We start from the raw sequence: 23,610 nt of genomic DNA, 5'->3' as shown, positions 1-23,610 counted from the left end.
CGATTGATCTTTCGTCGATTCGGCCTTACAATGATAAGATTGCATGAACGAGGAAGGGATCACGTCAACTATGAATCACAAACCGCCATCATCGCCTATTCCTACTCTCATTCCGCTCGTCGTGGGGATGATAGCCATCTCCTTCGCGCCGATTCTCGTCCGGTATTCGGATGCGCCGGTGTCCGTGCAGGGCATGTACCGCATGCTGTTCACGGTGCTGCTGATGCTGCCTTTCGGCATGCGGCAGCTGCGGGCGACAGCCTCGATCTCCCGCAAAGACTGGGGCTTGCTCGGGCTGGCCGGATTTTTCCTGGCGCTGCACTTCCTGCTCTGGATGGCTTCGCTCACCTACACGTCCATCGCCAGCTCCACGATCATTCTGACGCTGGAGCCCGTCTTCGTCATGATCGGCGCTTATTTCGTCTTCCGCGACAGGATCGGCAAGCTCCCGCTGCTTGGGCTCACTCTCGCCCTTGCCGGCGCCTTCGTCGTCGGTTCAGGGGACTTCCGCATCTCGGGAGAAGCGTTTAAGGGAGATATGCTGAGCTTCCTTGGCATGCTGGCCGTCGTCGTGAACATGCTGCTGGCCAAAGTCATCCTCCGGCGCGTGTCGTCTTATTTGTACAGTCTGATCGTGTTCGCCATCGCTTTCGTCTGCTTCGCGATCTATAATGCCGCGCTCGGAATTAATGTCGTGGACTACGTGCCGCGGGAATGGCTCATTTTCGTCCTGCTCGCCATCGTCCCTACGGTGCTTGGACATATGATCTTTAACTGGCTGCTGCAGTACGTCAGCCCGACGACGATCTCCATGTCCGTGCTGGCCGAACCCGTGGGCGCCAGCTTGCTGGGGCTGATGCTGTTCGGCGAAATGCTGACAACCTCCCAGCTGATCGGAGGCGCGTTCATCATCGCCGGCTTGCTGCTCTACATGCGTACGGAATCGTCCGGTTCGTCCGTCTCCGCCGAGAAAGTCGAAGCGGCCTGAATTCGCGGCAAAAGGAGCCTCTCCGAATCCGGAAAGGCTCCTTTTGTTTTTTGTTTCCGCTATAGGTTGATTTGCCGCGACGGCTCGTCCTTCACGAACAGCTTCAGGAGCGGCGGAGTGACGAGCGTGGTGACGATGACCGCGATGACGATCGAAGTAAAATAATCCGGCATGAGCAGCCCGCCCTGCAGTCCCGCTGCGGCGATGATCAGCGCGACTTCTCCCCGGGAGATCATGCCCGCCCCGATCGCGAGCGAGGAACGGCCGTTGAACCCCGTCGCACGGGCGCCGAGCCATCCGCCGACCAGCTTCGTCACGCAGGCGACGACCGTGATCGCGATCATGAACAGCCATTGCTCGCTCAATCCGACAAAAGAAACGTTCAGGCCGATGCTGACGAAAAAGACCGGAACGAACAGCGAGTAGGCGATCGGCTCGATTTTCTCCTCAACCGTCTGCTTGAACCCGGTCTGCGCGATGGCGATTCCCGCGGCGAAGGCTCCGATAATGCCGGCCATCTGGAGCGACTCTGCGAAATAGGCGAATGCCAAGCAGATGACCAGGGCGGCGCTGACGACCGCCTCCGTTACCCTCAGCGGCGCCAGCCATTTCATGACCTTCGGAACGACGAACCAGCCTGCGACGATCGTCACGGCGAAAAACAGCGCCTTCTTCCCGATCAGCGCGCCGATCGAGACGTCCGCTCCGGTGCCGAGCGCGCTCATCATGACCGCCAGCAAAATAACGACGAGCACGTCGTCGAGCACGGCCGCACCGAGAATCGTCGTCCCTTCGCGCGAGTTCAGCTTGTTCATATCCTTGAGCACCTGCACCGAGATGCTGACCGACGTCGCCGACAGCACCACCCCCAGGAACAGCGAGAAACTGTCGCTTAATCCGAACGCGATGCCCGTGCCGTACCCTCCGGCAAAAGGAAGAATAATGCCGGCGACAGCCACCGCGAAAGCCGACTGCCAGTTGCGCTTCATCTGGTCCAGATCGGTCTCGAGCCCGGCGATGAACATAAGCAGCAGCACGCCGATTTCCGCCGCATCTTCGATGAAGCCGCCTTGGGCGACCCAACCGAGCACGGCCGGTCCGAGCGCGATTCCGGCGATCAGCTTGCCCAGAACGGCCGGCTGTCCCAGCCGTACGGACAGATCCCCCGCAAGCTTCGTAAACAGAATGATCAACATAAGTTCGAAAATAAATTGCACGCCATTCCCTCCGATGTCTCGTTACCGTACCGCCAAAAAAGACAAAAAGAAGCCTGCCGATGACAGACTCCTCCAGGCAACGCTTTATTTTGTTGACGAATAACGAATATTATACCCGGTATCCGCCCATTACTCAATACCGAGCCGATTGTAGAAGCGTCCGACGCAGGTCGTTTACAGCTCCACCATCGCCTTGATGACCCCGGATGCCGGGTTAAGCCAGCTTCCGAACGAGTCGATCATGTCCCCGAACGCCGCCCGGTGCGTCACGTACCGCTCGATATCGACGCCGCCGCTCTTCACCGCCGAATACACGAGTTCGAAATCTTCTCTCGTCGCGTTGCGGCTGCCCATCAGCGTCAGCTCGCGGCTGTGGAAGAGCGGATCGTGGAAGGCGATGTCCGTCTTGACGAGACCGACGTAGACGAGCGTGCCTCCGTGCGCGGTCAATTCGAACGCGGCGGCCATCGACTTCGCGTTGCCCGTCGCATCGAACACGACCGTCGGCAGATCGCCGCCGGTCAGCTTCGCCAGTTCGGCCGGCGCGTCGCCGAGCGCGTTTACCGTCGCATCGACTCGCGCCCACGACCGGCAGAACGTCAGCCGGTCTTCGTTCACGTCCATCGCGATCACCTTCGCTCCGGCATGCCGGGCAAACGCCATGACGCCGAGGCCGATCGGACCGCCTCCGATGACAAGGGCCGTCTCCCCTGCCCGCAATCCGGTTCTTCTAACCGCGTGCGCTCCGATGCTGAGCGGCTCCAGCACGGCGGCTTGGTCGAGCGTCAGATCGTTCGCGCGAACCAGATGGGATACCGGAACGGCGATGCGCTCCCTCATGCCACCGTCGATATGGACGCCGAGCACCTTCATGGAGACGCAGCAATTCGTTTTGCCTCGGCGGCAGGCGACGCATTGCCCGCAGTGCATATACGGGATGACGCCGACCCGGTCTCCGACGGCCAAGCCCGCTTCATTGTCTCCGACTTGCTCGACGATTCCCGAAAGCTCGTGCCCGAGCACCCGCGGATAGGTGAAGAAGGGCTGGTTGCCCATGAACGCATGCAAATCCGTACCGCAGATGCCGACCCTTTTGACGCTGACGATCGCTTCGCCTTCCCCGAGCACGGGTTCCGGAAGCTCGATTCGCTCGAAGCGGCCGACTTCCGCGCACACAATTCCCAGCATAGTCTCCGCTCCCCTTATACTTTAATGCCTTCGTTGTATTCCGGCCTGCCGCTTGTCCACGTCCAGTCGCGCACCGGCTCCAGAATGTCCAGAACTTCCTTCAGCAGCGCCGCGTCCATCGGCTCTTCCGCCCATTTCGCGTTGTCGCGGATATTGTCCGGGCTGGCCGTGCTGACGAGCGTCGTCGGAACGCGCTCGTTGGCCGTCGAGAACTGCACGGCGAGCTTGGCGATGTTCTCCCCTTGGCTTGCGCAATGCTCTGCGGCTTTGCGGCACACGGCTTTCAACTCTTGACTCGCGGGGTGCCAATCCGGCGTTCCCCGCAGGCTGAGCAATCCCATCGACAGCGGAGAGGCGTTCACCAATCCGACGTCCTTGCTCTCCAGCAGCGGCAGCAGGCCGAGCAACGACGTATCGTTAAGCGAATAGTGGCAATAAGAAATGATCGCGTCCGCGTCGATCTGCGGCAGCAGCTTCTCGAACAACGGGAGCGGAAGGCCGCATATGCCATAGTTGCGGATTTTGCCCTCCCGCTTCAGCTCCCGCAGCGTCGGCACGGCTTCCTCGAGAATGATGTCCGCAGGAACGAATTCGATATCGTGCAGAAACAAAATGTCCGCGTAGTCGGTATGCAGCCTGCCGAAGCTCTCTTCAAGACTCTCCCGAATGCGGCGTCCGCTGAAGTCGAACTGGTCCGCACCGTATCTGCCCGCCTTGGTCGATAGAAGATAACGGTCGCGCGGGACGTCCTTGAGCGCTTGGCCGAGCACCGTCTCGGCTTTCGTCAGCCCATAATACGGCGATACGTCGATATAATTGATGCCGCTGTCGAGCGCGGCGTGCACCGCGCGAATCGCTTCGGCGTCGTCCGTCTCGCGGAACACGGAGCCGAGCGAGGAAGCCCCGAAGCTCAGCACCGACACATCCAATCCCGTTCTGCCCAGCTTGCGCTTCTTCATTAAAGGATCACCCCGTCTTTGAAAATCGCGATCTCGCGGAAGCCGTTCTCTTCGTTGTGGGTACGCGCTTCGCCGGAAGCGATGTCCAGCATCCGATCCCACAGCTCGTCGGTCAACTCGTCCATGCTCTTGTCCTGCAGCAGGCGGCCCGCGTCGAAGTCGATCCAGTTTTTCTTGCGCCGGGCCAGCTCGCTGTTCGTCGACAGCTTCACGGTAGGCGCCGGGCCGCCGAACGGCGTTCCCCTGCCAGTCGTGAAGAACACGATGTGCGCGCCTCCCGCGGTCAGCGCGGTGACGGACACGAGATCGTTGCCGGGCGCTTCCAGCAGATTCAGGCCCGTGCCGCGCACCCGTTCTCCGTAAGGCACGACGTCGGTCACGGTGGAATGTCCGCCCTTCTGCGTGCAGCCGAGCGACTTCTCCTCCAGCGTCGTAATGCCGCCGGCCTTGTTGCCCGGAGAAGGGTTCTCGTAGATTTCCTGATTATGACGGATAAAATACTGTTTGAAATCGTTGATAAGCGACACGATTTGCCCGAATACCGCTTCGTCGGCGGCGCGGTTCATCAGAATCGTCTCCGCGCCGAACATTTCCGGCACCTCGGTCAAGATCGCCGTGCCTCCGAGTCCGATCAACCGATCCGACAGCGAGCCGACGAGCGGGTTGGCCGTGAGACCCGAGAAGCCGTCCGAGCCGCCGCACTTCAGGCCGATCTTCAGCTTCGATACCGGCACCGTCTCCCGTTCGAACGTCTCCGCGTACTCGACCAGCTGTTCGACGAGCGCCAGCCCTTCCTCCAATTCGTCCTCGGCTTCCTGGGACTTCATGAACTTGATTCTGCGCGAGTCCGCCTCTCCGATCGCTTCCTTGAACTGCTCGATCTGATTGTTCTCGCAGCCGAGCCCGATGACGAGCACGCCGGCGGCGTTCGGATGATTGGCGAGCGACGCCAGCAGCTTCTGCGTAAACCGCAGATCGTCGCCAAGCTGCGAGCAGCCGAACGGATGCGAGAAATGATAGACGCCGTCTATGCGGCCGCGATACATCGCGTTCGCCCGATTGGCGATGATCTCGCACGTCTTGTTAATGCAGCCGACCGTGTTGATGACCCAAATCTCGTTGCGGATGCCGACTTCGCCGCTGGGCCGGACATAGCCTTGGAACGTCTGCCTCCGCGGCGTCTTGGCGCTTGCCGTCTGCTGGACGGGCTCGTACCGGTAGTCGAGCAGCCCTTTCAACCCCGTCCGCAAATTGTGCGTATGAATCCAGACTCCCGGCTGCAAGGCGGCTTTCGCCTTGCCGATGGAATAGCCGAACTTGAGCACGTCGTCCCCTTCCGCGACCGGTCTCGTCAATATTTTGTGCCCTGCGGGCACGTCTTCGGTTAACGCAAGCTGCGTTCCGTCTTCCAGAACGATCGTCTCTCCCGCCGTAAAAGCTCTCAAAGCGATTACCACCTGGTCCCGCTCCGAGACGCGAAGCCATTCTCTCATGTTCGTTCCTCCTCCGTCCATTCTGCCCAGGCTTGCGCCACCTGCGCCGCCAGTCCCGGCCATTGCGACAGATCCTGGCCCCACAGCTTCTCGCTGGCCAACAACCTCCGCGCCGTCTCCTCCGGCGATTCTCCGGTCCGCTCGGCTTCGCCCCATGCGGCGGCAAGCGTCTCCAGCGCCTCCGCATCGTCGCGAACCGCATAAGATCGTCCGTCGAACGCCGTTCCTCTATATTCCGTTCCTTCTTTTTTGACTCGATAGTAACGAAGCAGAGCCGCCAATCCCTTCGCCAAGCCGTCCGGTATCCGCTCGCCCTTCCGCGCGTAATGCTCTAGCGAAGGAAGCAGCCGAACCTTGAACTTGCTGACGCTGTTCATCGCGATATCGTACAGCCGATGGCGGACGAACGGGTTCAAATACCGGTCGAACACCTCGTTCGCATACGCCTCCATTTCTTCCTGCGGATAAGGCAGCGATGGTATGATCTCATCGCGTACGGTCGACTTGACGAACGCTCCGAGCGTCTCGTGCTCCATCAGTTCGCGCACATGCTCAACCCCGCTTAAAATGCCGAGCGGCGTCATCAACGTGTGCGCTCCGTTCAGGATGCGCACCTTGCGCTCCCGATAAGGCTCCAGACTGTCCGTCCAGACGACGTTCAGGCCAGCGCTTGCGAAGGGCAGCAGCTCGTCAAGCTCCGGTTCTCCCTCGATCGCCCATAGATGGTATGGCTCCGCCACGCATAACAGATCGTCTCGGTAGCCCCATTCGGTGAACCACGCCTCGGCCTGCTCCTGATCCGGATAGCCGGCGACGATTCGGTCCACGAGCGAATTGAGGAAACGATTGGCCGTCGTCACCCATTCCCGGAACGCTTCCGGAAGTCCCCAATCCGCCGCGTATTTCAGTACGCTCTCTTGCAGCGCGTCGCCGTTGCGCTCCAGCAGCTCGCACGGAAGGAACAGCAGACCGCGATCGGCGGCCCCGTCGAACGCCAAATATCTGCGGTACAGCAGATAGGCGATTTTGCCCGGGAAGGAAACGATCGGCTCGCCTTCCGTCAGCGCCTCCGGACGATAGACGATGCCGGCTTCCGTCGTATTCGAGACAACGAACCTCAGGTCCGGGCTGACCGCAAGCCCGATCATTCTCTCCCACTCCCCGTACGGATCGAACGCTTCCGCGAATACGGAGACGATCTCTCTGCGCTCCACCGGCTCCCCGTTGTCGAGGCCCCGAATAACTAGCGTATACAGCCGATCCTGCCCGTTCAGGGCATCGATCTTCGGCTTGCCGGACGGCCTAGGCTGCGTTACCGCCACTCCGCCGCGAAACAGCCCCTGCTTGCGGCTCTCGTGCACCATCCAGTCGAAAAATCCGCGCAGAAAGTTGCCTTCCCCGATCTGCAGCACCGTTACCGGCGCGTCGTTCTGGTTCGGGTCGTTTGCGGCGTCCGCGTCATGCTTATACGGGCTTTGGCCTGAAGCCGCTCCCGCAATTTGCAATTGTTGTCGATTCAGCTTGTTCATAGTTTATAGAACTCCTTCGCATTAAGTCCGTATAGACGAGCACGTTCCGCTTCTCCCCAGCCTTCGGGCAGATTGCGCTCGATCGCTTCGACGACTTGATCGTAGCTCGCCGCCAGCAGGCAGACCGGCCAATCGCTTCCGAAGAGGACGCGGTCGGAACCGAACAGCTCGCTCGCATGGCGAACGTACGGCTGGAACTGATCGTACTTCCATGCCGCGTGATCGGCTTCCGTCATCATGCCCGACAGCTTGCAGGTGATGCCGGGATGTCCAGCGATCTCTCTCATCTGAGAAAGCCATGGCTCCAGACTGCCGGCGGCGATAGCGGGCTTGGCGAGATGGTCCACCACTCCGCGCAAATTCGGCACGAGCTCCAATAGGCGTGTCAGCGGTTCCAACTGATCCGAGCGAAGAAGCAAATCGACCGGAACGTCCTCGTCGGCGTACGAGCGGAGCGCTTCCACGAAAGCCGGCTCCAGGATGCGCGAAGCGTCCGGCATTTCCTGGATCATGATCCGGAAGCCGACGAATTTCGGATGGGACGCCCTTGTCCGGTAATGGTCCCGATGATTCGGATCGTGCAAGTCGAGCCATCCGACCACGCCAACGATCGAATCGTCCGCATCGGCAAGACTCAGCAAATAATCCGTCTCCGCCAACGTAGGCGCCGCCTGAACGGCAATCGTGCCGTCTAAGCGGTGCTTGTCGAGCGAGGGCTTCAGATGCTCGGGAAGAAAGTCGCGATATAACGCGGGCAGCTCCGGCGTAATCCAGCCGTAATCGCCCCGATCTATTTTCCAAAAATGCTGATGCGCGTCGATTCTCATCTCGTGCCGTCTCTCCCTTGCGCGCAAAAGCGGTCCCCCGATTCCGGGACTGCTTGGCGTCGTCCTATTGCTTTTATTTTATCAGCTGCAATCGTTGTAAAAAGGCTTAATCCTTGCGAAATTATACTCTATTTTGATATTTTATAAGTATGCTGCATCCGAGGGAGACGCATCCGATGAAAATCTACCGCAAACCGTTCTCGAGCGAGCCGTTGTTCCCGTTCGAATTCGTCTATAGAGACCAAAAAAGCCCGGAGCGGGAGCTGCCGGACCATCTGCACGATCAGTATGAGTTTTTCTATGTGTACTCGGGCAAGGCGACGTTCTTCATCGACCAGAAGCTGTACGACATCAAAGCGGGCGACCTGCTGCTCGTGCCGGGCAATTCGATCCACCGCTCATTCCAGGACCCGCAGGAACCGGTAACGTCGACGGCCGTGTTCTTCGCCCCGGGCTTCGTCTCCGCCGACGGCATCGGCGAGCCGTACAGCAGCCTGCGCTGCTTCGACCTCGCCCGCAAGCGCAAGCGCTACCGGCTGGAGCTCGACGAGCCGCTTCGAGCAGCTACGGAAGATGCGCTCGAGCGTATGCGCGAGGAGTTGGAAAATAAAGCGATCGGCTACCGCCATGCCGTCGGCTTGCTGCTCCAGCAATGGCTGCTGCTGATCAACCGCCACGTGAACAGCGCGACGGCCGACGACGCGGACGAATCCGGCATCGGCCCGCAGTGGATGAAAGACGTCCTTCATTATATCGCGGCGCATCCCGGCGCCGATCTCAGCCTCGCCGCGCTGGCGAAGCACGCTTCCGTCACCGGCGCGCACTTCTCGCGGGTGTTCAAGCAGATTACCGGGATGAACGTCACCGACTACGTCAACGCCAAACGCATCGTACTCGCCAAAGAGCAGTTGCTCGGCAGCGACGACAACGTCAGCCTGATCGCCGAACGCTGCGGCTTCGAGAGCCTGCCCCATTTTCATCGCGTGTTCAAGAAATTGACCGGCACGACTCCGGCGAGCTATCGGCGGGGCTAGTCCAATTCGTCTTTCTCATCGTCCCATACGAGCTTTAATCTTGAATAAAGACGGGAGTCGATGCGCCGTGCCCGCACCTCGGGCACTTGTTCGTTCCGTATCCGTCGCAGTGGAAGCACCACTTCTTGCCGCAATCGGTGCACTCGTTCACCATTAACGGATTTTCGTTGTTCGGATTCTGGTTGCAGCTTGGGCATGTTGCCATTGAAATCTCTCCTCTTCGATATTATTCATCGGCGTCGTAGACAAACCTTCCGCCATAAGCGCCTTCCTGACGCATGAAATACTCGACGAAAACGTCCGTGTCGGCATTGCCGACGGCGATCTCGGCCAGACGCTTCAGCTTGAACAGTTCCGGGATATGACTGACGACGTTGATATCCTTGAAATACAACCTCTCGATATTCTCTAGCCGGGCAATTCCCGTAGCATCGAATTCCACGTCGTTATAGATTCTAAGCTCGGTTATCGAAGCCGCATCGGAGCGCCCGGCCACGCCTTCAACGTCGCTGACGGGGTAATCGATGCGCAGCGCGATCGGATTCTCGGCCCCGCTCGCAGCAGCGCCGCCGTTTCCGTCCCCGGCCGAACTCCCCTTCCCGGACACCTCCTCCATATTCTCCGTCCCCCGTCCGAAAGCGAAGATGTAGGAGAAGTTTTTCATATCGGGCCCGACCTTCATCTCCCTATAGTCGATCATGCTTAGCGCAACCGTCCACCCTTCCACGGTAAACTGAGCGGCATACACATTGTTGACTTTCTCAGCCGCTTCCCAGCGGCCTATAATTTCGTCGAACACGTATTTCGGGTTCAGCGAAGGAGCTGCGGCGGCAATGACCGCCATCGCGATTCCGACAAATTCGCTCGTTACGGCAGCATCGTTCAACTCTGTAACGGAGATGAAATCTACCTCTCCCCCTCCGACATGCACATCGACGGAATGAGGACCGGATTTGGAGAAATAGCCGGAGGGAACCGTATCGCCGTACGGCGTCCATTGTTGAACCCGGAATTCGCTGTCGGTATCCAGGAGATTATCGTTCATCTTCTCCCCGAATGCCGCCAATATCGCTTGTTCTTCAACAGCGGGGAAGTCGGACACTTCCGCCGACGGCGATGCGGAGGGCGTATCCAAGCTTTGGGCCTCTGCCGCTTTGTTTTTGTTGGAAGCCGAATCTTTCATAGAAGCGGCCCGATCGCGCCACCGCTCCGCCTCCTTGTCGTTCGGTTTGTAGCTCAATGCCAGATCGAAGAAAAAGTAGGCATCGTCAAAAAAGCTGTTGTCGTAACGCTCCTGCCCATTGTCCATGTAGTATTGGTACGATTCCTCGTCAGGATCGGCATTGCTGCCGTTCGAATTCGAGTCTTGTCCGCACGCCGCGGTCGATAGGATGATCGCCGCCGCTAATACGATGCTGCCTAGCCGCCTGAACATGTTAGTTTCCTTTTCCCCTTTCGTGTCGATTACTATCGAATAAACGTTATGATTTTAACAACGGAGCGCAGTGCAATACACTGTTTTAAAAAGAAAAAACCACTCTATAGATAGAGTGGCAGCCTGAAGTACACCCCTTAGAATGAACATTTGGAATAGACCCCCTGGTTCCAAGTATCTTTCCCCCCACCTTTCCCTTTAAATATCAAAAAGTCACTTCTGAGATGAAGTGACTTTATAAATTTCTATTAAGCTTCTTCCTGAACTATACCTATATTTTCAAGTCTCCTGCTGACTTCCATTTCGATCATGCCTTGAATTGTTTCATTGAGTCTAAGAGTAGAAATCAGTTGGATATCAAGTTTAATCATGTCTTTTGGCTTTATTTCGCCAACTTTTCTTTCCAATCTACTTCTAGTAACGGAAGTAATTTGATTTGTCATAATAAAACTGTCTTCAGTTATAAAAGCATCTGGATATTCAGCAGATTTTAGTTCAACATCTGAAGAAATCGTTTCCTTTCTTTCTCCACTTTCATCATATAGTGATGAAATGGGAACAACCACAACAGTATTACGGGGATGAGTACTTTCAAATAAAACGACAGCTCTATGCGGCCCTCTAATAAGTCTTGATGGTCTTCCCGTCATTGGGGTTTCATTTCGAAAATCCACAAAAAAACTTGTCCCCGGACAAACTCCCTATCATCATTCCAATCAGAGGGTGCAGGTCTGCTCAAGAAAAATCTTCTCCCCATATAATTATTTATTAGCCTTCTAGAAGTTTCTCTTGATAGTGCTTGAATTTGAGTCGTTTATTCTCTTTTTCATCGCCGGTAATGACTTTATAAAAGTCAATTCCGGTTTCATCTTTTAGTTCATTTAAAGCTTCACTTAAAAGTGAAGTTTTTTTATGAGCATTTGCAACTGTGCGATGCATTACACCAGTCATTCTTAATACTTTGCCCATAAAACCACTCCTTTTAGGCGAGGTAAATAAAATATGGGGGGAATTAGCTAACAGTATTCCCCATGAAAAAAAATTATTACCTATCCCATCAATTGAATGAATACATGCACGATCTGAAATGATAGATCATATATCAGAAAAGCAATTTTTGAAATGGATTTCCTAGTATCAATTTAATATTACGTATGTTCATATTATGCCATATATAATTCCAATTGTATATCCTCAGAGTATACCTCGAGGACCGAGAAATACTACATGAAAGAAACAAAGTACGCCTCAATCCCGGTACATCTCGATCATCTCCGTCAGCGTGTCCCTCACCTTGTCCCTGAGCCAGAGCGGAGACAGCACCTCCACCCACTGGCGCTCGGAGAAGATCCAGAACAAGGCGCTCTCGGCGTGAGCGACGGTGCATTCGTACGTCAGCCACTCCTCGTCGCCCGCTATCCATTCATGGACCGGAAACTTCGCCAAAAAGTAGGATTCGATGTACGGTCTCATCCTAAGCCGAATGACGGTCAGCGTTTCTCCGTAATGCATGTAGAAGCTGTTGTTGGCGAATTCTCCCGGCTTGAAGAAATCGCTGCCGCTCTGGACGACGGTGAACGGCTCACTTAACGCCTCGTAACGTTCGATCTGATCGATCCGGAAAATGTTGCCTTCCACCCGCCGGGCGTCCTTCGGCTCCGCAATCATGTAATAATACCCTTCGTTAAAAATCAACGTAAACGGGTGCACGTCAAAGCTCTGCGTCTCCTTCAAAATGTTGACGTACCGGATGCGAAGCGTTTGCTGGCGGACGATGCATTCGAAAATCGTCTCGACCAATCCGAAAATCGGCTTCTTCAAAATCGGCTTGTAATGATAACGAAAGCTGCCCGCGAATTTCTTTAATCGTTGCTGCACCTGGGGCGAGAAGCCGACGACGATGAAACCCTCCGCCTGCTTGACCTCTTCCTCGCTCAGTCCGCGGCAGCCATACATCGTCATCAGCAGAACAAGCGCGCTGGCGAACTTATTGTCCGCGCTGCCCTCGCCGAGTCCGACCAGTCTGTAGCTCCGCTCGCTCCGGCTGTACCGAATCTCCACCGGCTTGTGAAGCAGTTCGCCTCGGATCGTGGCAATATCCTTTTTAATCGTTTCCGCATGTTTGCCGTACGTCGATACCAGCTCTTGAACCGACAATTCTTCCCCGTCCAGCAGCCGAAGCATGATTTGCACGACGCGACTTAACGAATTTAGAGCGTCCATCCGATCTCTCCGCCTATCGTTTATTTTCCTGCGCAGCCAAGGCGGCCAGCTTGGCGTTAATCGCTTTATCGGCGTCCGCCAGCCCGGCTTCGACCGATTTGAAGCCGAGCAGCATGGCCTCCATCTCCTTGATCAGCACGGGGTCCATCACGTCGGCCAGCGGCACGGTCGACAGCCGCGCATCCGCCTGCAGTTGCAGCGACGCCGCTTCGACTTCCGGATGCGACTTGGCGTAATCCCGATAACGATCAGACGCGAGCGCGCTGGCCCGAATCGGCAAATATCCCGTCTGCTCCGCCCAGTAAGCGCTATTCTCCGCTTCGAGCAAATAGGTCATGAACTGCCAAGCCCCTTGCCTCTGCTCCTCCGTTCCCGTATCGAACATCGACACGTTCGTGCCCTGAATGAACGCGACCTGTCGATTGCCCTTCGGAACGACGGCCGTCGACCACTCGAATTTGCCGCCGACCGCCTCTCTGACGAAGGCGATTCCGGCCGAAGATCCGACGTACATCGCCACGTCACCCCGGCCGAAAGGAACGGACATGTATTGGTCCTCTCCGGCCAATCTCGCGATTCCATCCCGGAGCATTCCCTGAACGAAGGAGATTCCGTCTCTCGTTTCCGGCGTGTTGAACGTGCTTCTCCCGCTCTCTGGGTCGAAGAAACGTCCTCCCGCCTGCAAGGCGTAATAGTAAGCCTCGCGATACACGGCGTTCTCGAAACCGGTTCCGACGATCGTTCCTTTGCCTTCCGGCTTCGCCATCGTCAGCTTGGCTGAAGCCTCCTTCCATTCCTCCCAAGTCGTCGGCACGCCGACTCCGTACCGGTCAAGCAGCGTCTTGTTGTAGAACAACACTTGGACGCTCTTGTTGAAAGGCAGGCTATAGTAGTCTCCGTCCCGCTCGTTCTCTTCCAGGAATACGGGGAAAATGTCCGTCAACCCATCGTTCTCCCATCCGATCTCGGGATCCGACAGATAGGGAGTCAGCTTGCGGATCAGTCCCGCCCGAATGAATTCATCATTCCAGTCGGAATACGTCTGGGCCAACACCGGAGATTGTCCCGCTTTCGCTGCGGCGACCAATTTGTCATGAAGGGAAGTATAGTTGCCTTGGTTGACGAGCTTGACGCGAACCCTCGGGAATCGCTCGTTAAAATCCGCGGCGACGCGCTCCAGCGCCTGCTCCAGACTGCCGCCCATAGCATGCCAAAATTCGAATTCCGCCGCCCCGCCTTTCTCCGTTCCCGCACCGTCCGATTTGCCGGAACAAGCCGTCGCCAGGCAGAGCAGCGCCGTCAAGACCGCAGCCCATCTTGCTTTCACTCGAAGTCCTCCTGCTGTTTTCACGATTCGTTTTTCAAGTTTTCGGCCGAAGGGACGGCCTGAACAAGATGTTTCTGCACAATAAAATAAAGAAAAACCATCGGAACGACGAGAATGACCGACATGGCCATCAGCAGCTCGTAGGACGTGCCCGCCTCGGTACTGAACGCCAGCAGCCCAACCGGAAGCGTCCGCATCTCCTTGCTGTTCGTCACGATGAGAGGCCACAGGTAGGCGTTCCAGTTGGCGATCGATTTCAGCAGGGCGAGCGTCAGGATCGAGGGCTTGCACAGCGGCACGACCACTTTCCATAAGAAAGCCGAGGGCTTCGCCCCGTCTGCGCGCGCGGCGAACCGATACTCGCGGGGAACGGCCGAGAAAACCTGCACGAGATAAAACACGGCGAAAGCGTTCGTCATCCAAGGAACGGCGAGCGCCGCGTACCGATCCGTCCAGCCCAGCCCGGCGACGGTCATGTAATTCGGAATCAGCAGCAGTTGTTCGGGAATCATGAGCGTCCCGAGCAGCGCGGCGAGCAGTATTTTCCGTCCGTAAAAAGAAAAATGCGTAAACGCGAACGCCGCGCAGATCGTCACAATCGTCCCGAACAATACGCTCGTCGCCATAACCAGCAAGCTGTTCTCGAAGTAACGCAGCAGCGGCAGCGTCTCCCATACGGTGCGGTAATTGCTCCATTCGAGGGGAAAGGATGAGAGCAACTGCGGAGACATCGTTTGGTCCCCGGGCCGAAGAGAGATCGCCGCCATCCACAAAAACGGAAACAGCATGGCGGCGCCCAGCGCGCATACGAAAATGTCCAGCAGCAGTCCCGCCCAGCGGCCGGTTGGTTTGGAAAAGCCCTTAATCCACATATTCTCGTTCGTTCCTCTCATCCGCCGCGCCTGTCGCTCATTTTCAGCTGGACGAGCGTAAGCGCAAAAACAAGCAGAAATCCCGCATACGCCGCCGCGGACGCGATGCCGTACTCCGATTCAGAATAAAACTTGCGAAAGACGTAGTAGACGACCGTCAGCGCCCGATCCATCGGACCCGCCCGTTCTCCGCCGAACAGAGCGAACACCTCGTCGAACGTCATGAATGCGTGAACGACGGATACGATGGACACGTAATAAAGGACGCGGCGGAGCATCGGCAGCGTGATTCGCCTGAATCGCGGCCACCGCGACGCGCCGTCGATTCTGGCCGCTCTATCGTACTGGGGCGGAATGGCCTGCAATCCGACCAGAAAAAGAAGAACGTTGTAGCCCAAGCTGTGCCAGACGGAGAACAAAACGAGAGACGGCATCGCCCACTCCGGCGAGGTCAGCCAGCCGACCGCAGGCAGACCGAGCCCGGCGAACGTCGCGTTCGCCAATCCGTATTCCGTGTGGAACAGCCAGCGCCATGCCAAAGCCGCCGCCAGAACGGAAGCGACGAGCGGCAGGAAAAAGGCCGGCTGCAACCAGCGGCTCAGCAACCGTCTCGTATGCAAGAAATAGGCGATGGCCAGGGAGGCGACCATCGATGCCGGGACGACGGAGACGATCAGCAGCAGCGTGTTTCGTAGCGCCAGACGGAATTCCGGATCTTGAAAGACGAAGGAGAAATTGTCCCAACCGCGCTCAAAAACGAGGTTCCGGTAGTAGTCGTAGCGGACGTGCAAGCTGAGATCGAACGCTTGAATGACCGGATACAACCCGAATACCGCCACGATCATCATGGCGGGCATGAGATATGGCCACGCCTGATGCGTGCCGCGCCAACTCTTCTTGTCGTTCACCCTATGCCCCCGTCCATCTCAGCTCGGATAGTTCCGGTCCGGCCTCGAGGCGGCTGCCCGTTCGGGAATCGAACCAATGCGCGCGGCCGGGACGAATCTGAAGCCCGATCTCCTGTCCGACCGCGACCGGCCACTCCGCAGAAGCGTAGACGCGCAGCAACGCGGATGGAGCCCGCACCTTCAACAGCGTGTCCTTGCCCGTCTTCTCAATCACCGCGATTCGGCCCCGAACGAGCGCTGTGTCCCCGTCCGCCATCAGCCAGTCCTCTGCTCGCGCTCCGAGCGTCCAAGGCTGCCCTTCCGCTTCGAGAAAATTCATCGGAGGATGCCCCGCGATCTCGGCGGCCCTCCGGCTCGACGGGCGATGGTACACCTGCTCCGGCGTATCGTATTGCAGCATTCTCCCGTCCGCCATCACCATGATCCGATCAGACAGGGACAGCGCTTCTTCCTGATCGTGGGTCACGAACAGCGTCGTGATGCCGAACCGCTGCTGAAGAAAGCGAAACTCCTCCCGCAGCTCGAGGCGCAGGGAGGAATCCAGGTGGGAGAACGGTTCGTCCATCAGCAGCAGCTTGGGACGCTTGGCCAACGCCCGAGCGATCGCCGCTCTCTGCTGTTGGCCTCCAGACAGTCGATCGGGCCTGCGGGCCAGCAACTCCCCGATACGGAGCAGCTCGGCCAACTCGTCGACTCGTCGCCGGATATCGGATTTGGGCCATTTCTTCATCGTCAAAGGAAATGCGATATTGTCGTACACCGTCATGTGAGGATACAAGGAATACTGTTGAAAAACCATGCCGACGTCCCGCTGTTCAGTCGGAATCTCGTTCATGATCCGGCCGTCGAACCGGACGCTGCCGGCCGAAGAGTTCAGCAGCCCCGCCACCGCCAGCAGCGTCGTGCTCTTCCCGCAGCCGCTTGGCCCGAGCAGAGCGACCAGCTCGCCGCTTGCGATCGTCGCCGTCAAATCGGCGACGGCCGTCTTCTCTCCGTAGGCGACGGACAGCCCGTTCAAGCTGACCTCCAAAGCCGACCACCTCTAAGCTGCCGATTTATTTCATACGATATCGATCATATCATAGAGAGGTAGATTTAGGAACGAGAGAGCCGCTCCTCCGCGGCAGACTTCGCCGAAGCTTTGCCCTTAACGGACAGCAGCACCGGAGCAACGGCTGCGGTCAGCGCGATAATGAGCCAGAACGGCAGGCTCCTGCCCGCTTGGTAGAGTGTTGTCGCGACGATCGGCGTCACGATAGCGGTCACGCCCTGCACGGAGGCGACCAGGCCGGCCACGCCGCCCTGCTGCTCCTTCGATACGGAGAGCGAAGCCGCCGCCATAAAGCCCGGCATCGACAGGCCCGCGCCGATTCCGAACAGGAAGAACGCGAAATAATAGAAAGCCGTGCTCCCCGAATAGAGAAAGACCAGCATGCCGAGCAGAATGAACAACGAACCCGCCAGCATCATCGCCTTGGGCTGAAGCTTCATCCAATTCACCTGGGCGACCTGTACGAGCAGCATCGCGATTCCCGCCAGCATCAGCCCGACGGACAACATACGCGCCGTCTCCTGTCCGCTCAGATGCAGCATGTCCTGAAAATAAAATCCGCCCACCACCTGGATGCCGATAATCGCGGTCATCGTCGCGAAGCCCGCCAGCAAATAAACGCGCAGCCCGGACCGGAACGGATTGACCTTGGGCGGCTTCTCCCGCACGATCGGCTTGGCCGGGGGAATGAGCAGCAGCGCCGCGGCGAATGCCGCGAAGGACAATGCCGTGCCGAAATAAAGCGGCCACAGCAGCCCGATGCCGGTGAACGCCCCTGCGATCGCCGGCCCGAACACGAGTCCCATTCCGTTCGCCGCGCTGATGAGGGCCATGCCGGCCGTACGTTCCCGTCCTTCGGTGACGTCACCTATATAAGCCTGCGCCGAAGAAAGCACTGCCGGGATGAACAGTCCGATCATGCTGCGCGTCACGATGAGCAGCGCGACCAGCAGCCCTCCGCCGATCCAGCCGCTTAACCCGGAATACAGCGTCAGAGCGAACAGCAGACAGCTCGCCCCCATACCGATGAAGCCCGCTAAAATGATCGGCTTCCGACCTCTGGTGTCGCTCCACCGGCCCCAGACCGGGGCCATGATCGCCATCGAGACGGAGCCCAGCGAAATGATCCAGCCGGAATGACTCTCGGTCAGGCCAAGCTCCCGGATAAGCGGCGGCATGATCGGCGAGATCAGCATCAAGCTGAGCATGGCCACGAATACGCTGAAAAAGATGCTTGCTTTGATTCTGAGCATATTGAGCTTCTCCTCTCCTTCTCTGGTCTCGAAACCAAACGATACAGGAGGGGAGGTGACGTTCGCCGCCTCCGTACGGATTTTCTTGCCGCTGCGCGGATTATTCAAGCGCCGGCTCCGTCTTTAATAGAACCGCTTGACCTCCGAAGGCTTGATGCCGAACGTTTTGCCGAATTGCTCGGAAAAAGCGCTCATATTGCTGTAGCCCGTCTCGACCGCCGCTTCCGTCACATTGCAGTGCCCGCCGCGCAGCAGCTGCATGGCGTGCTCCATCCGAATTTGGCGCAAATAATCGAACGCGGTCGAACGATATATCGCCTTGAATCCTTTCTTAAGCTTGTAATCGTTGATTCCGACCCGCTTGGCCAGCGAGAGCAGCGATGGCGGCTGCCGCATCTCCGCCTGGAGAATTTCCGCCGCCCGCCGCACCCGGCGCATATCTTCCCGCGACAGCCCCTCGCAGACGGGAACGGGATCGAATAGCTGCGTCAAATACAGATTAAGCAGCTCGTAGGCGGCCGCTTCCATCAGGAGGGGAGACATAGCCCTTCCTTCCAGCTCTTCGATAAGCCGGTTCGCCAGCTTCATCCCCCGCTCGTCCGGCACGAAGTCAAGCTGTCTGAACGCACAGCCCTTCGTCAGCCGTTCGAAATGCCTGCCGCCGGAACGATCCGGCCCCGGAAGAGCGTACTCGAACAATTCGACCGGAATGCCAAGCGCAAACGAACGGATCGGCTCCTCGCAGCCAATGTCGAACCGGACGTCGAAGTCCTGCATCAGGAGCAGCGCCCCTTGGCCCCTCTTCAGCGTGAATTCCCGGCCCGATACGCAAGCGGAACGGCAGCCGGACAAGGCGAATTGCAGCTCAACCATCCGCTCGCGCGTCGCGAAGCGATTCATCTGCCGCGAATGCAGCCGATACTCGGAATAGACGATCTCAATTCCGCTGTATGTGCTCAAACGATGGATCGTCCCCTCTCCCACGGACGGCGCGATGGCATACGTCGTCGGACCGATTCGGGAAAACAGGGCGGTGTCGAAATAAAGCTGATAAATGGAATCCAAGGAGGCGTTCATCGCTATTCCCCCGCATCATATGAGAATTATTCTCAATAGAGTGTATCTCATTCCCCTCTCTTTATCCACTATGGAAATTTCAATCCTTTATTGCCAATTTCTCTTTACTTGTTCATAATCTTAACTGAGAATTCCTAGTATTTTTCTCAAATTTATAGAGCAGGAGCTGCAGCACATGACGCTTACGAACGCCGCCTCGCCCCATTCCTTCGGGGAGTCGCACTACTTGACCTTACCGGATGGTCGCAAACTGCACTATATGACGAACGGTACGGGAGAACCGACCGTCGTCTTCGAATCTGGCCTGGGGTTCTCCCGTTCGACTTGGGGACTCGTGCAGCCCCTGATCGCCAAGCACGCAAGAGCGGTCGTATACGATCGCGCAGGCACCGGACGCAGCGACGACGACGCAAGCCCGAGAACGCTGAAGCGAATCGTGGACGATCTGCTGTTGCTGTTGGACGAACTCGGTCCGGGTCCATTCATTCTGGTCGGACACAGCTGGGGAGGCCCGATCGTTCGCGCGGCGGCGGCTGCCGACCCTTCGCGAATCCGCGGCATCGTGCTGGTCGATCCGAGCGACGAGAACTTCGAGCATTATTTCACGCCCGGCACGGCCAAGCAGTTTGCCATGTCGCGTTGGCTGTATCCGCCTCTGGCGCGATTGGGTCTGTACCGCATGTTCGGAGGTAAGTTCGGCAAGGGTCAGCCGCCCGACGTCTACAAAGATCATCTCGCAGAAGATTTCACCCCAAGAGCCGCGCGCACGGTAGTAGCCGAGATGAATACGTTCCTGAACGACATGGCGGAGCTGCGCAACCGTTCACCGGAACTGGGAGAGCTGGAAGTGAGCCTCATCTCCGGAACGAAAGTCAGCAGGCAAGATCGTAAAATCCGCCTCGGCGTCATCCAAGCCCACAAAAAAACGGTCGCCTCGTTAAAGCGCGCCCGTTGGGTCGAAGCCGCGAAATCCGCTCACCTGGTCATATTTACCGAACCCGACATCATCGTCGGGGAGATTATGGGGATGCTCTCGGTCAACCGAGAAGCTGAATTCCGGACAGCACAAGGCCGATAAGGAAGCCGCATAAAGCCCCGTTGACGCGTATCCATTGGAGATCTCCGCCGATTTTCTCCTCCAGCATGTTGACAAGCTCCTTGTCGTTCATCTTGTCGATGTTGTCCTTGATCAGCAGCCCGATGCGATAATGATTCGCTTCCACCGTGTCCGCGACGAAGTTGAGCACTCTGCGCTCCACGCCTTCGATCGTCTCGGGCTCGGCTTGAAGTCTGCGCACGACGTAGCGGAGAACGGAGACGACCTGGCGTCCGCCACGCTCCATCTCCCGCTCCAGCGCCGAGAGAACCGACTGCCGCAGCGACTCCATGCGCTCAAGCAGAAAGCGGCCGCTGTCCGGATGCTCGATTTTGTCCACGACCCAGCTTTTGCCCCGCTCCAGCAGTTCCTCGTTCTCCGCGGCCAAGCTCAACTGGCGCCGGATCTCCGCCAGCAGCTTGTCCCGGTTTGCGTTGCCCGGCACGAGCAAATCTCGAATACCCGACAGCAGCAGCTGTTGAATCATGCCGCCGAGCTTGTCCTCGCTCATGAATCCCGTGAACGCCTGCACCGCAAAGCCCATAAATCCGCCGACTTTGGCCTCGGACATTTTTTGCATGGCGATCGATCCGAGCATGTAAGCCGTCTCCGGCTTGCTCACCCATGCCCCGCCTTGACGCAGCGCGTAGTCAAGCGCCCGCTCGTCCATTCGTTCCCGGACGACGGCCTCCGCAGCCTTGCCTGCCAAAGGCTGAAGATCGACCTGCTTAACCGCCTCGGCGATCGCGCGCTGCGCGTAAGGCGCGAACGTGTCCACCGGAAGCCGGGCGACGAAGGCGTGCGCCAGCTTAAGGACGCCGACGCGGTTGCTCCTCTTCGCCGCCAGGCGGGTCAGCGCCGCCCCCGCCGTCCTCATCAGCTGAAACTGTTTCAGCTTCTCCTTGATGCTTTCCTTGTTCAGCAGCTCGTTCTCCAGCGCGGAAATGAGCGATCTGGCGATTTTGTCCCGGTTTTTGAGCAGCAGCGACGTATGGGGAATCGGAATGCCCAGCGGATGGCGGAACAGCGCCGTCACGGCGAACCAGTCCGCGAAGCCTCCTACCAATCCCGCTTCGAAGCCTCCCTTCAGCAACTCGGTGACGGGATGGTACGGCAGAAGCAGCGTCACGACGAACCCGACTCCCATCGCGACCAGCGACAAGGCGGCAACATATCTCGTTCTCATTGTTTTCATGATGAATACCTCGTATGGAAAGATTAGGCGTTATGTTCTAGTATAACCGAAAGCGGCGGCCAACCTGAAACTTGTCGAACGGTTCCGGCGAAGAGCCGCTCGGCGATTGTTTCGGAACACAGCAGAAAACCGCGCGTTGCCGCGCGGTTCTCGCTGTATGGATGACTTATCTATCCGCTAAAGCGGCTTTCTGCTGGGCTTCCGCTTCCGGAGCTTTCGTCTTCTTGAGGAACAGCGCCAGAACGACCGCGACGATCGCGAAGATCATGCCGATCTTGAACGAGTTGTGGATGCCCGCGTTAAGCGCGAGCGCCGGAAGCTGTTCGGGAGCGGCATCGGCCGGCGGATTGGCGAAGTAGTCCTTCGTTCCGTTGGTCATAATGCTGATGAAGAACGCTACGCCGATCGCTCCGGACACTTGCTGCAGCGTGTTGAGGATCGCCGTTCCGTGCGGGTAGTAAGCGCGCGGCAGCTGATTCAGACCGTTCGTCTGCACCGGCATCATGATCATCGAGATGGCGACCATCATAATGCAGTGGTACAGGATGATCAAGCCCTTCGTCGTCTCCAGGTCGATCGTCGTGAACAGATACATGACGACGGCAAGAATGATCGCGCCCGGAATCGCGAGCACGCGCGGACCGAACTTGTCGAACAGCTTGCCCGTCACCGGGGACAGGAAGCCGTTCAGAATGCCCCCCGGAAGAAGCACGAGTCCCGCCGCGAACGCGGTCATCAACAGCCCTTGCTGCAGGAAGATCGGCAGCAGCATCAGCGTCGAGAACAGAGACATCATGACGATGATAAGCAGAACGGTGCTAAGCGAGAACATCGGCGACAGGAACGCGCGCAAGTCGAGCATCGGCTGCTTGGACACGATCTGTCTCCAGACGAACAGAACGAGGGCAAGCCCTCCGACGATGAGCGTCCAGTACACTTTCGGCTCGGACCAGCCGCCTCCTTCGGTTTCGCCGACGCTGCTGAAGCCGTAGACGATGCCGCCGAAGCCGACCGTGGACAGAACGATCGACAGAACGTCGACCTTCGGCTTCGTGACGTCCGTTACGTTCTTCAGATAGATCGAAGCGATGACGACGGACAAAATGGCGAACGGCAGCACCAGGTAGAACAGCCAGCGCCAGTCGAGCGACTCCAGAATAAGACCCGACAGCGTCGGTCCGATCGCCGGAGCGAACATGATGACGAGACCCATGCTTCCCATCGCCGCTCCGCGCTTCTCAGGCGGATACAGCACGAGAATCGTGTTCATCATAACGGGCAGCATCAGGCCGGTGCCGAACGCTTGAATGATCCGGCCTACCAGCAGGACGGAAAAACCCGGAGCGATGGCGCATACGAGCGTTCCGATGGAGAAGAGCACCATCGCGCCGATAAACATCTGCCTTGTCGTGAACCATTGCACCAGCAAAGCAGATACCGGGATAAGTATGCCGACGACGAGCATGTAGCTGGTGGACAGCCATTGAATGGTCGTATAGGGCACTTCAAGATCTTTTACCAGGTCGACGAATGCGATATTGAGCAGAGTTTCGTTCAGGATGGAGAAGAACGCTCCGATGATCAGCGTGATCAGGATCGGCAGGCGCTTGACGTTCTCGAGATCCTTGTACTGAGACCCCGCTGTGTTGTCTGCGGTATTCACTTTTCTCTGTTTCCTCCATATCCAATGATGGATTATTATGTCCAGCTTTCATACTATACCATCCGATTGACAAATCTTCAAACACGGTTTTTTATCTGTTTGCAGCTTGACAAGGAAAATAAAGGACGCCTATAATAGCACCATATTACACGCAAGGAGGCTGAGGAATATGGTTAACTTCACGAATGGATCGGTTGTCGAGTCGGTTGTTCGCGGGCATAGTCCCCGGTCTCTACGGAATGTTGCGCTGTAATGCCGTTCGATTGAGCAAGCGG

At 57.7% G+C, this 23,610-nt stretch carries 22 protein-coding genes; 3 read left to right on the top strand and 19 right to left on the bottom strand.

All coding sequences use genetic code 11. The features are described from left to right. The first annotated feature begins 70 nt into the window (after positions 1 to 70). The gene (locus B0G52_RS10285) at positions 71 to 988 is read left to right on the top strand and encodes a DMT family transporter (protein WP_094043813.1); all 918 of its coding nucleotides are present in this window, start codon (positions 71 to 73) and stop codon (positions 986 to 988) included. Between the two features lie 59 nt (positions 989 to 1,047). Here B0G52_RS10285 and B0G52_RS10280 read toward each other — a convergent pair whose 3' ends face one another. The 6 genes from B0G52_RS10280 to B0G52_RS10255 form a co-directional block, all read right to left on the bottom strand. Then, positions 1,048 to 2,205, bottom strand: a complete 1,158-nt coding sequence (locus tag B0G52_RS10280; protein WP_094043811.1) for a cation:proton antiporter — start codon at positions 2,203 to 2,205, stop codon at positions 1,048 to 1,050. Positions 2,206 to 2,379: 174 nt separating this feature from the next. Beyond that, the gene (locus tag B0G52_RS10275; protein ID WP_094043809.1) at positions 2,380 to 3,393 is read right to left on the bottom strand and encodes a zinc-binding alcohol dehydrogenase family protein; all 1,014 of its coding nucleotides are present in this window, start codon (positions 3,391 to 3,393) and stop codon (positions 2,380 to 2,382) included. Between the two features lie 14 nt (positions 3,394 to 3,407). Further along, the gene (locus B0G52_RS10270; RefSeq protein WP_094043807.1) at positions 3,408 to 4,352 is read right to left on the bottom strand and encodes an aldo/keto reductase; all 945 of its coding nucleotides are present in this window, start codon (positions 4,350 to 4,352) and stop codon (positions 3,408 to 3,410) included. Further along, positions 4,352 to 5,845, bottom strand: a complete 1,494-nt coding sequence (locus B0G52_RS10265) for a UxaA family hydrolase (protein ID WP_094043805.1) — start codon at positions 5,843 to 5,845, stop codon at positions 4,352 to 4,354. Before B0G52_RS10265 ends, B0G52_RS10270 begins: the two co-directional genes overlap by 1 nt. Then, complete coding sequence (locus tag B0G52_RS10260) at positions 5,842 to 7,374, bottom strand: tagaturonate reductase (RefSeq protein ID WP_094043803.1); 1,533 nt, start codon at positions 7,372 to 7,374, stop codon at positions 5,842 to 5,844. The genes B0G52_RS10265 and B0G52_RS10260 overlap by 4 nt, the downstream gene beginning before the upstream one ends. Beyond that, a complete protein-coding gene (locus B0G52_RS10255; protein WP_094043801.1) occupies positions 7,371 to 8,201 on the bottom strand; it encodes an amidohydrolase family protein in 831 nt (276 codons plus the stop codon). The genes B0G52_RS10260 and B0G52_RS10255 overlap by 4 nt, the downstream gene beginning before the upstream one ends. Before the next feature lie 176 nt (positions 8,202 to 8,377). On the opposite strand from B0G52_RS10255, the gene B0G52_RS10250 reads away from it, so the two are divergent. After that, positions 8,378 to 9,235: an AraC family transcriptional regulator gene (locus B0G52_RS10250; protein ID WP_094043799.1), complete on the top strand. Its 858-nt coding sequence runs from the start codon at positions 8,378 to 8,380 to the stop codon at positions 9,233 to 9,235. Between the two features lie 34 nt (positions 9,236 to 9,269). On the opposite strand, the gene B0G52_RS35565 is transcribed toward B0G52_RS10250, so the two are convergent. The 11 genes from B0G52_RS35565 to B0G52_RS10200 form a co-directional block, all read right to left on the bottom strand. After that, positions 9,270 to 9,440: a hypothetical protein gene (locus B0G52_RS35565; protein WP_158223655.1), complete on the bottom strand. Its 171-nt coding sequence runs from the start codon at positions 9,438 to 9,440 to the stop codon at positions 9,270 to 9,272. 21 nt (positions 9,441 to 9,461) lie between these two features. Next, positions 9,462 to 10,670, bottom strand: coding sequence for a hypothetical protein (locus B0G52_RS10245; RefSeq protein ID WP_094043797.1), 1,209 nt, complete (start codon positions 10,668 to 10,670; stop codon positions 9,462 to 9,464). A gap of 248 nt (positions 10,671 to 10,918) precedes the next feature. Next, positions 10,919 to 11,344, bottom strand: coding sequence for a type II toxin-antitoxin system PemK/MazF family toxin (locus B0G52_RS10240; protein ID WP_143762549.1), 426 nt, complete (start codon positions 11,342 to 11,344; stop codon positions 10,919 to 10,921). 94 nt (positions 11,345 to 11,438) lie between these two features. Beyond that, on the bottom strand, positions 11,439 to 11,639 hold the full coding sequence (locus tag B0G52_RS10235; RefSeq protein ID WP_094043793.1) for a hypothetical protein: 201 nt from the start codon (positions 11,637 to 11,639) through the stop codon (positions 11,439 to 11,441). Positions 11,640 to 11,918: 279 nt separating this feature from the next. Further along, positions 11,919 to 12,893: a helix-turn-helix transcriptional regulator gene (locus B0G52_RS10230; protein WP_094043791.1), complete on the bottom strand. Its 975-nt coding sequence runs from the start codon at positions 12,891 to 12,893 to the stop codon at positions 11,919 to 11,921. A gap of 13 nt (positions 12,894 to 12,906) precedes the next feature. Then, positions 12,907 to 14,220: an ABC transporter substrate-binding protein gene (locus B0G52_RS10225; RefSeq protein ID WP_094043789.1), complete on the bottom strand. Its 1,314-nt coding sequence runs from the start codon at positions 14,218 to 14,220 to the stop codon at positions 12,907 to 12,909. A 20-nt stretch (positions 14,221 to 14,240) separates the two neighbouring features. Next, the gene (locus B0G52_RS10220) at positions 14,241 to 15,113 is read right to left on the bottom strand and encodes a carbohydrate ABC transporter permease (protein ID WP_094043787.1); all 873 of its coding nucleotides are present in this window, start codon (positions 15,111 to 15,113) and stop codon (positions 14,241 to 14,243) included. After that, positions 15,110 to 16,000, bottom strand: coding sequence for a carbohydrate ABC transporter permease (locus tag B0G52_RS10215; protein ID WP_094043785.1), 891 nt, complete (start codon positions 15,998 to 16,000; stop codon positions 15,110 to 15,112). The genes B0G52_RS10220 and B0G52_RS10215 overlap by 4 nt, the downstream gene beginning before the upstream one ends. Position 16,001: 1 nt before the next feature. Beyond that, positions 16,002 to 17,030, bottom strand: coding sequence for an ABC transporter ATP-binding protein (locus B0G52_RS10210; RefSeq protein ID WP_094043783.1), 1,029 nt, complete (start codon positions 17,028 to 17,030; stop codon positions 16,002 to 16,004). A 65-nt stretch (positions 17,031 to 17,095) separates the two neighbouring features. Then, complete coding sequence (locus B0G52_RS10205) at positions 17,096 to 18,304, bottom strand: MFS transporter (RefSeq protein WP_094044054.1); 1,209 nt, start codon at positions 18,302 to 18,304, stop codon at positions 17,096 to 17,098. Positions 18,305 to 18,427: 123 nt separating this feature from the next. Continuing rightward, positions 18,428 to 19,381, bottom strand: a complete 954-nt coding sequence (locus B0G52_RS10200; RefSeq protein WP_094043781.1) for a helix-turn-helix transcriptional regulator — start codon at positions 19,379 to 19,381, stop codon at positions 18,428 to 18,430. A 175-nt stretch (positions 19,382 to 19,556) separates the two neighbouring features. On the opposite strand from B0G52_RS10200, the gene B0G52_RS10195 reads away from it, so the two are divergent. Beyond that, positions 19,557 to 20,459, top strand: a complete 903-nt coding sequence (locus B0G52_RS10195; RefSeq protein ID WP_094043779.1) for an alpha/beta hydrolase — start codon at positions 19,557 to 19,559, stop codon at positions 20,457 to 20,459. Here the strand turns inward: B0G52_RS10195 and B0G52_RS10190 are convergent. Then, positions 20,419 to 21,672, bottom strand: coding sequence for a DUF445 domain-containing protein (locus B0G52_RS10190; protein WP_094043777.1), 1,254 nt, complete (start codon positions 21,670 to 21,672; stop codon positions 20,419 to 20,421). The genes B0G52_RS10195 and B0G52_RS10190 overlap by 41 nt on opposite strands. Before the next feature lie 166 nt (positions 21,673 to 21,838). Beyond that, the gene (locus B0G52_RS10185; protein ID WP_158223654.1) at positions 21,839 to 23,335 is read right to left on the bottom strand and encodes an MDR family MFS transporter; all 1,497 of its coding nucleotides are present in this window, start codon (positions 23,333 to 23,335) and stop codon (positions 21,839 to 21,841) included. Positions 23,336 to 23,610 lie beyond the last annotated feature (275 nt).

Source organism: Cohnella sp. SGD-V74, assembly GCF_003001675.1.
In the GTDB taxonomy this organism is placed as follows: Bacteria; Bacillota; Bacilli; order Paenibacillales; family Paenibacillaceae; genus Cohnella.
This window is presented reverse-complemented; position numbering and strand designations above follow the sequence as displayed.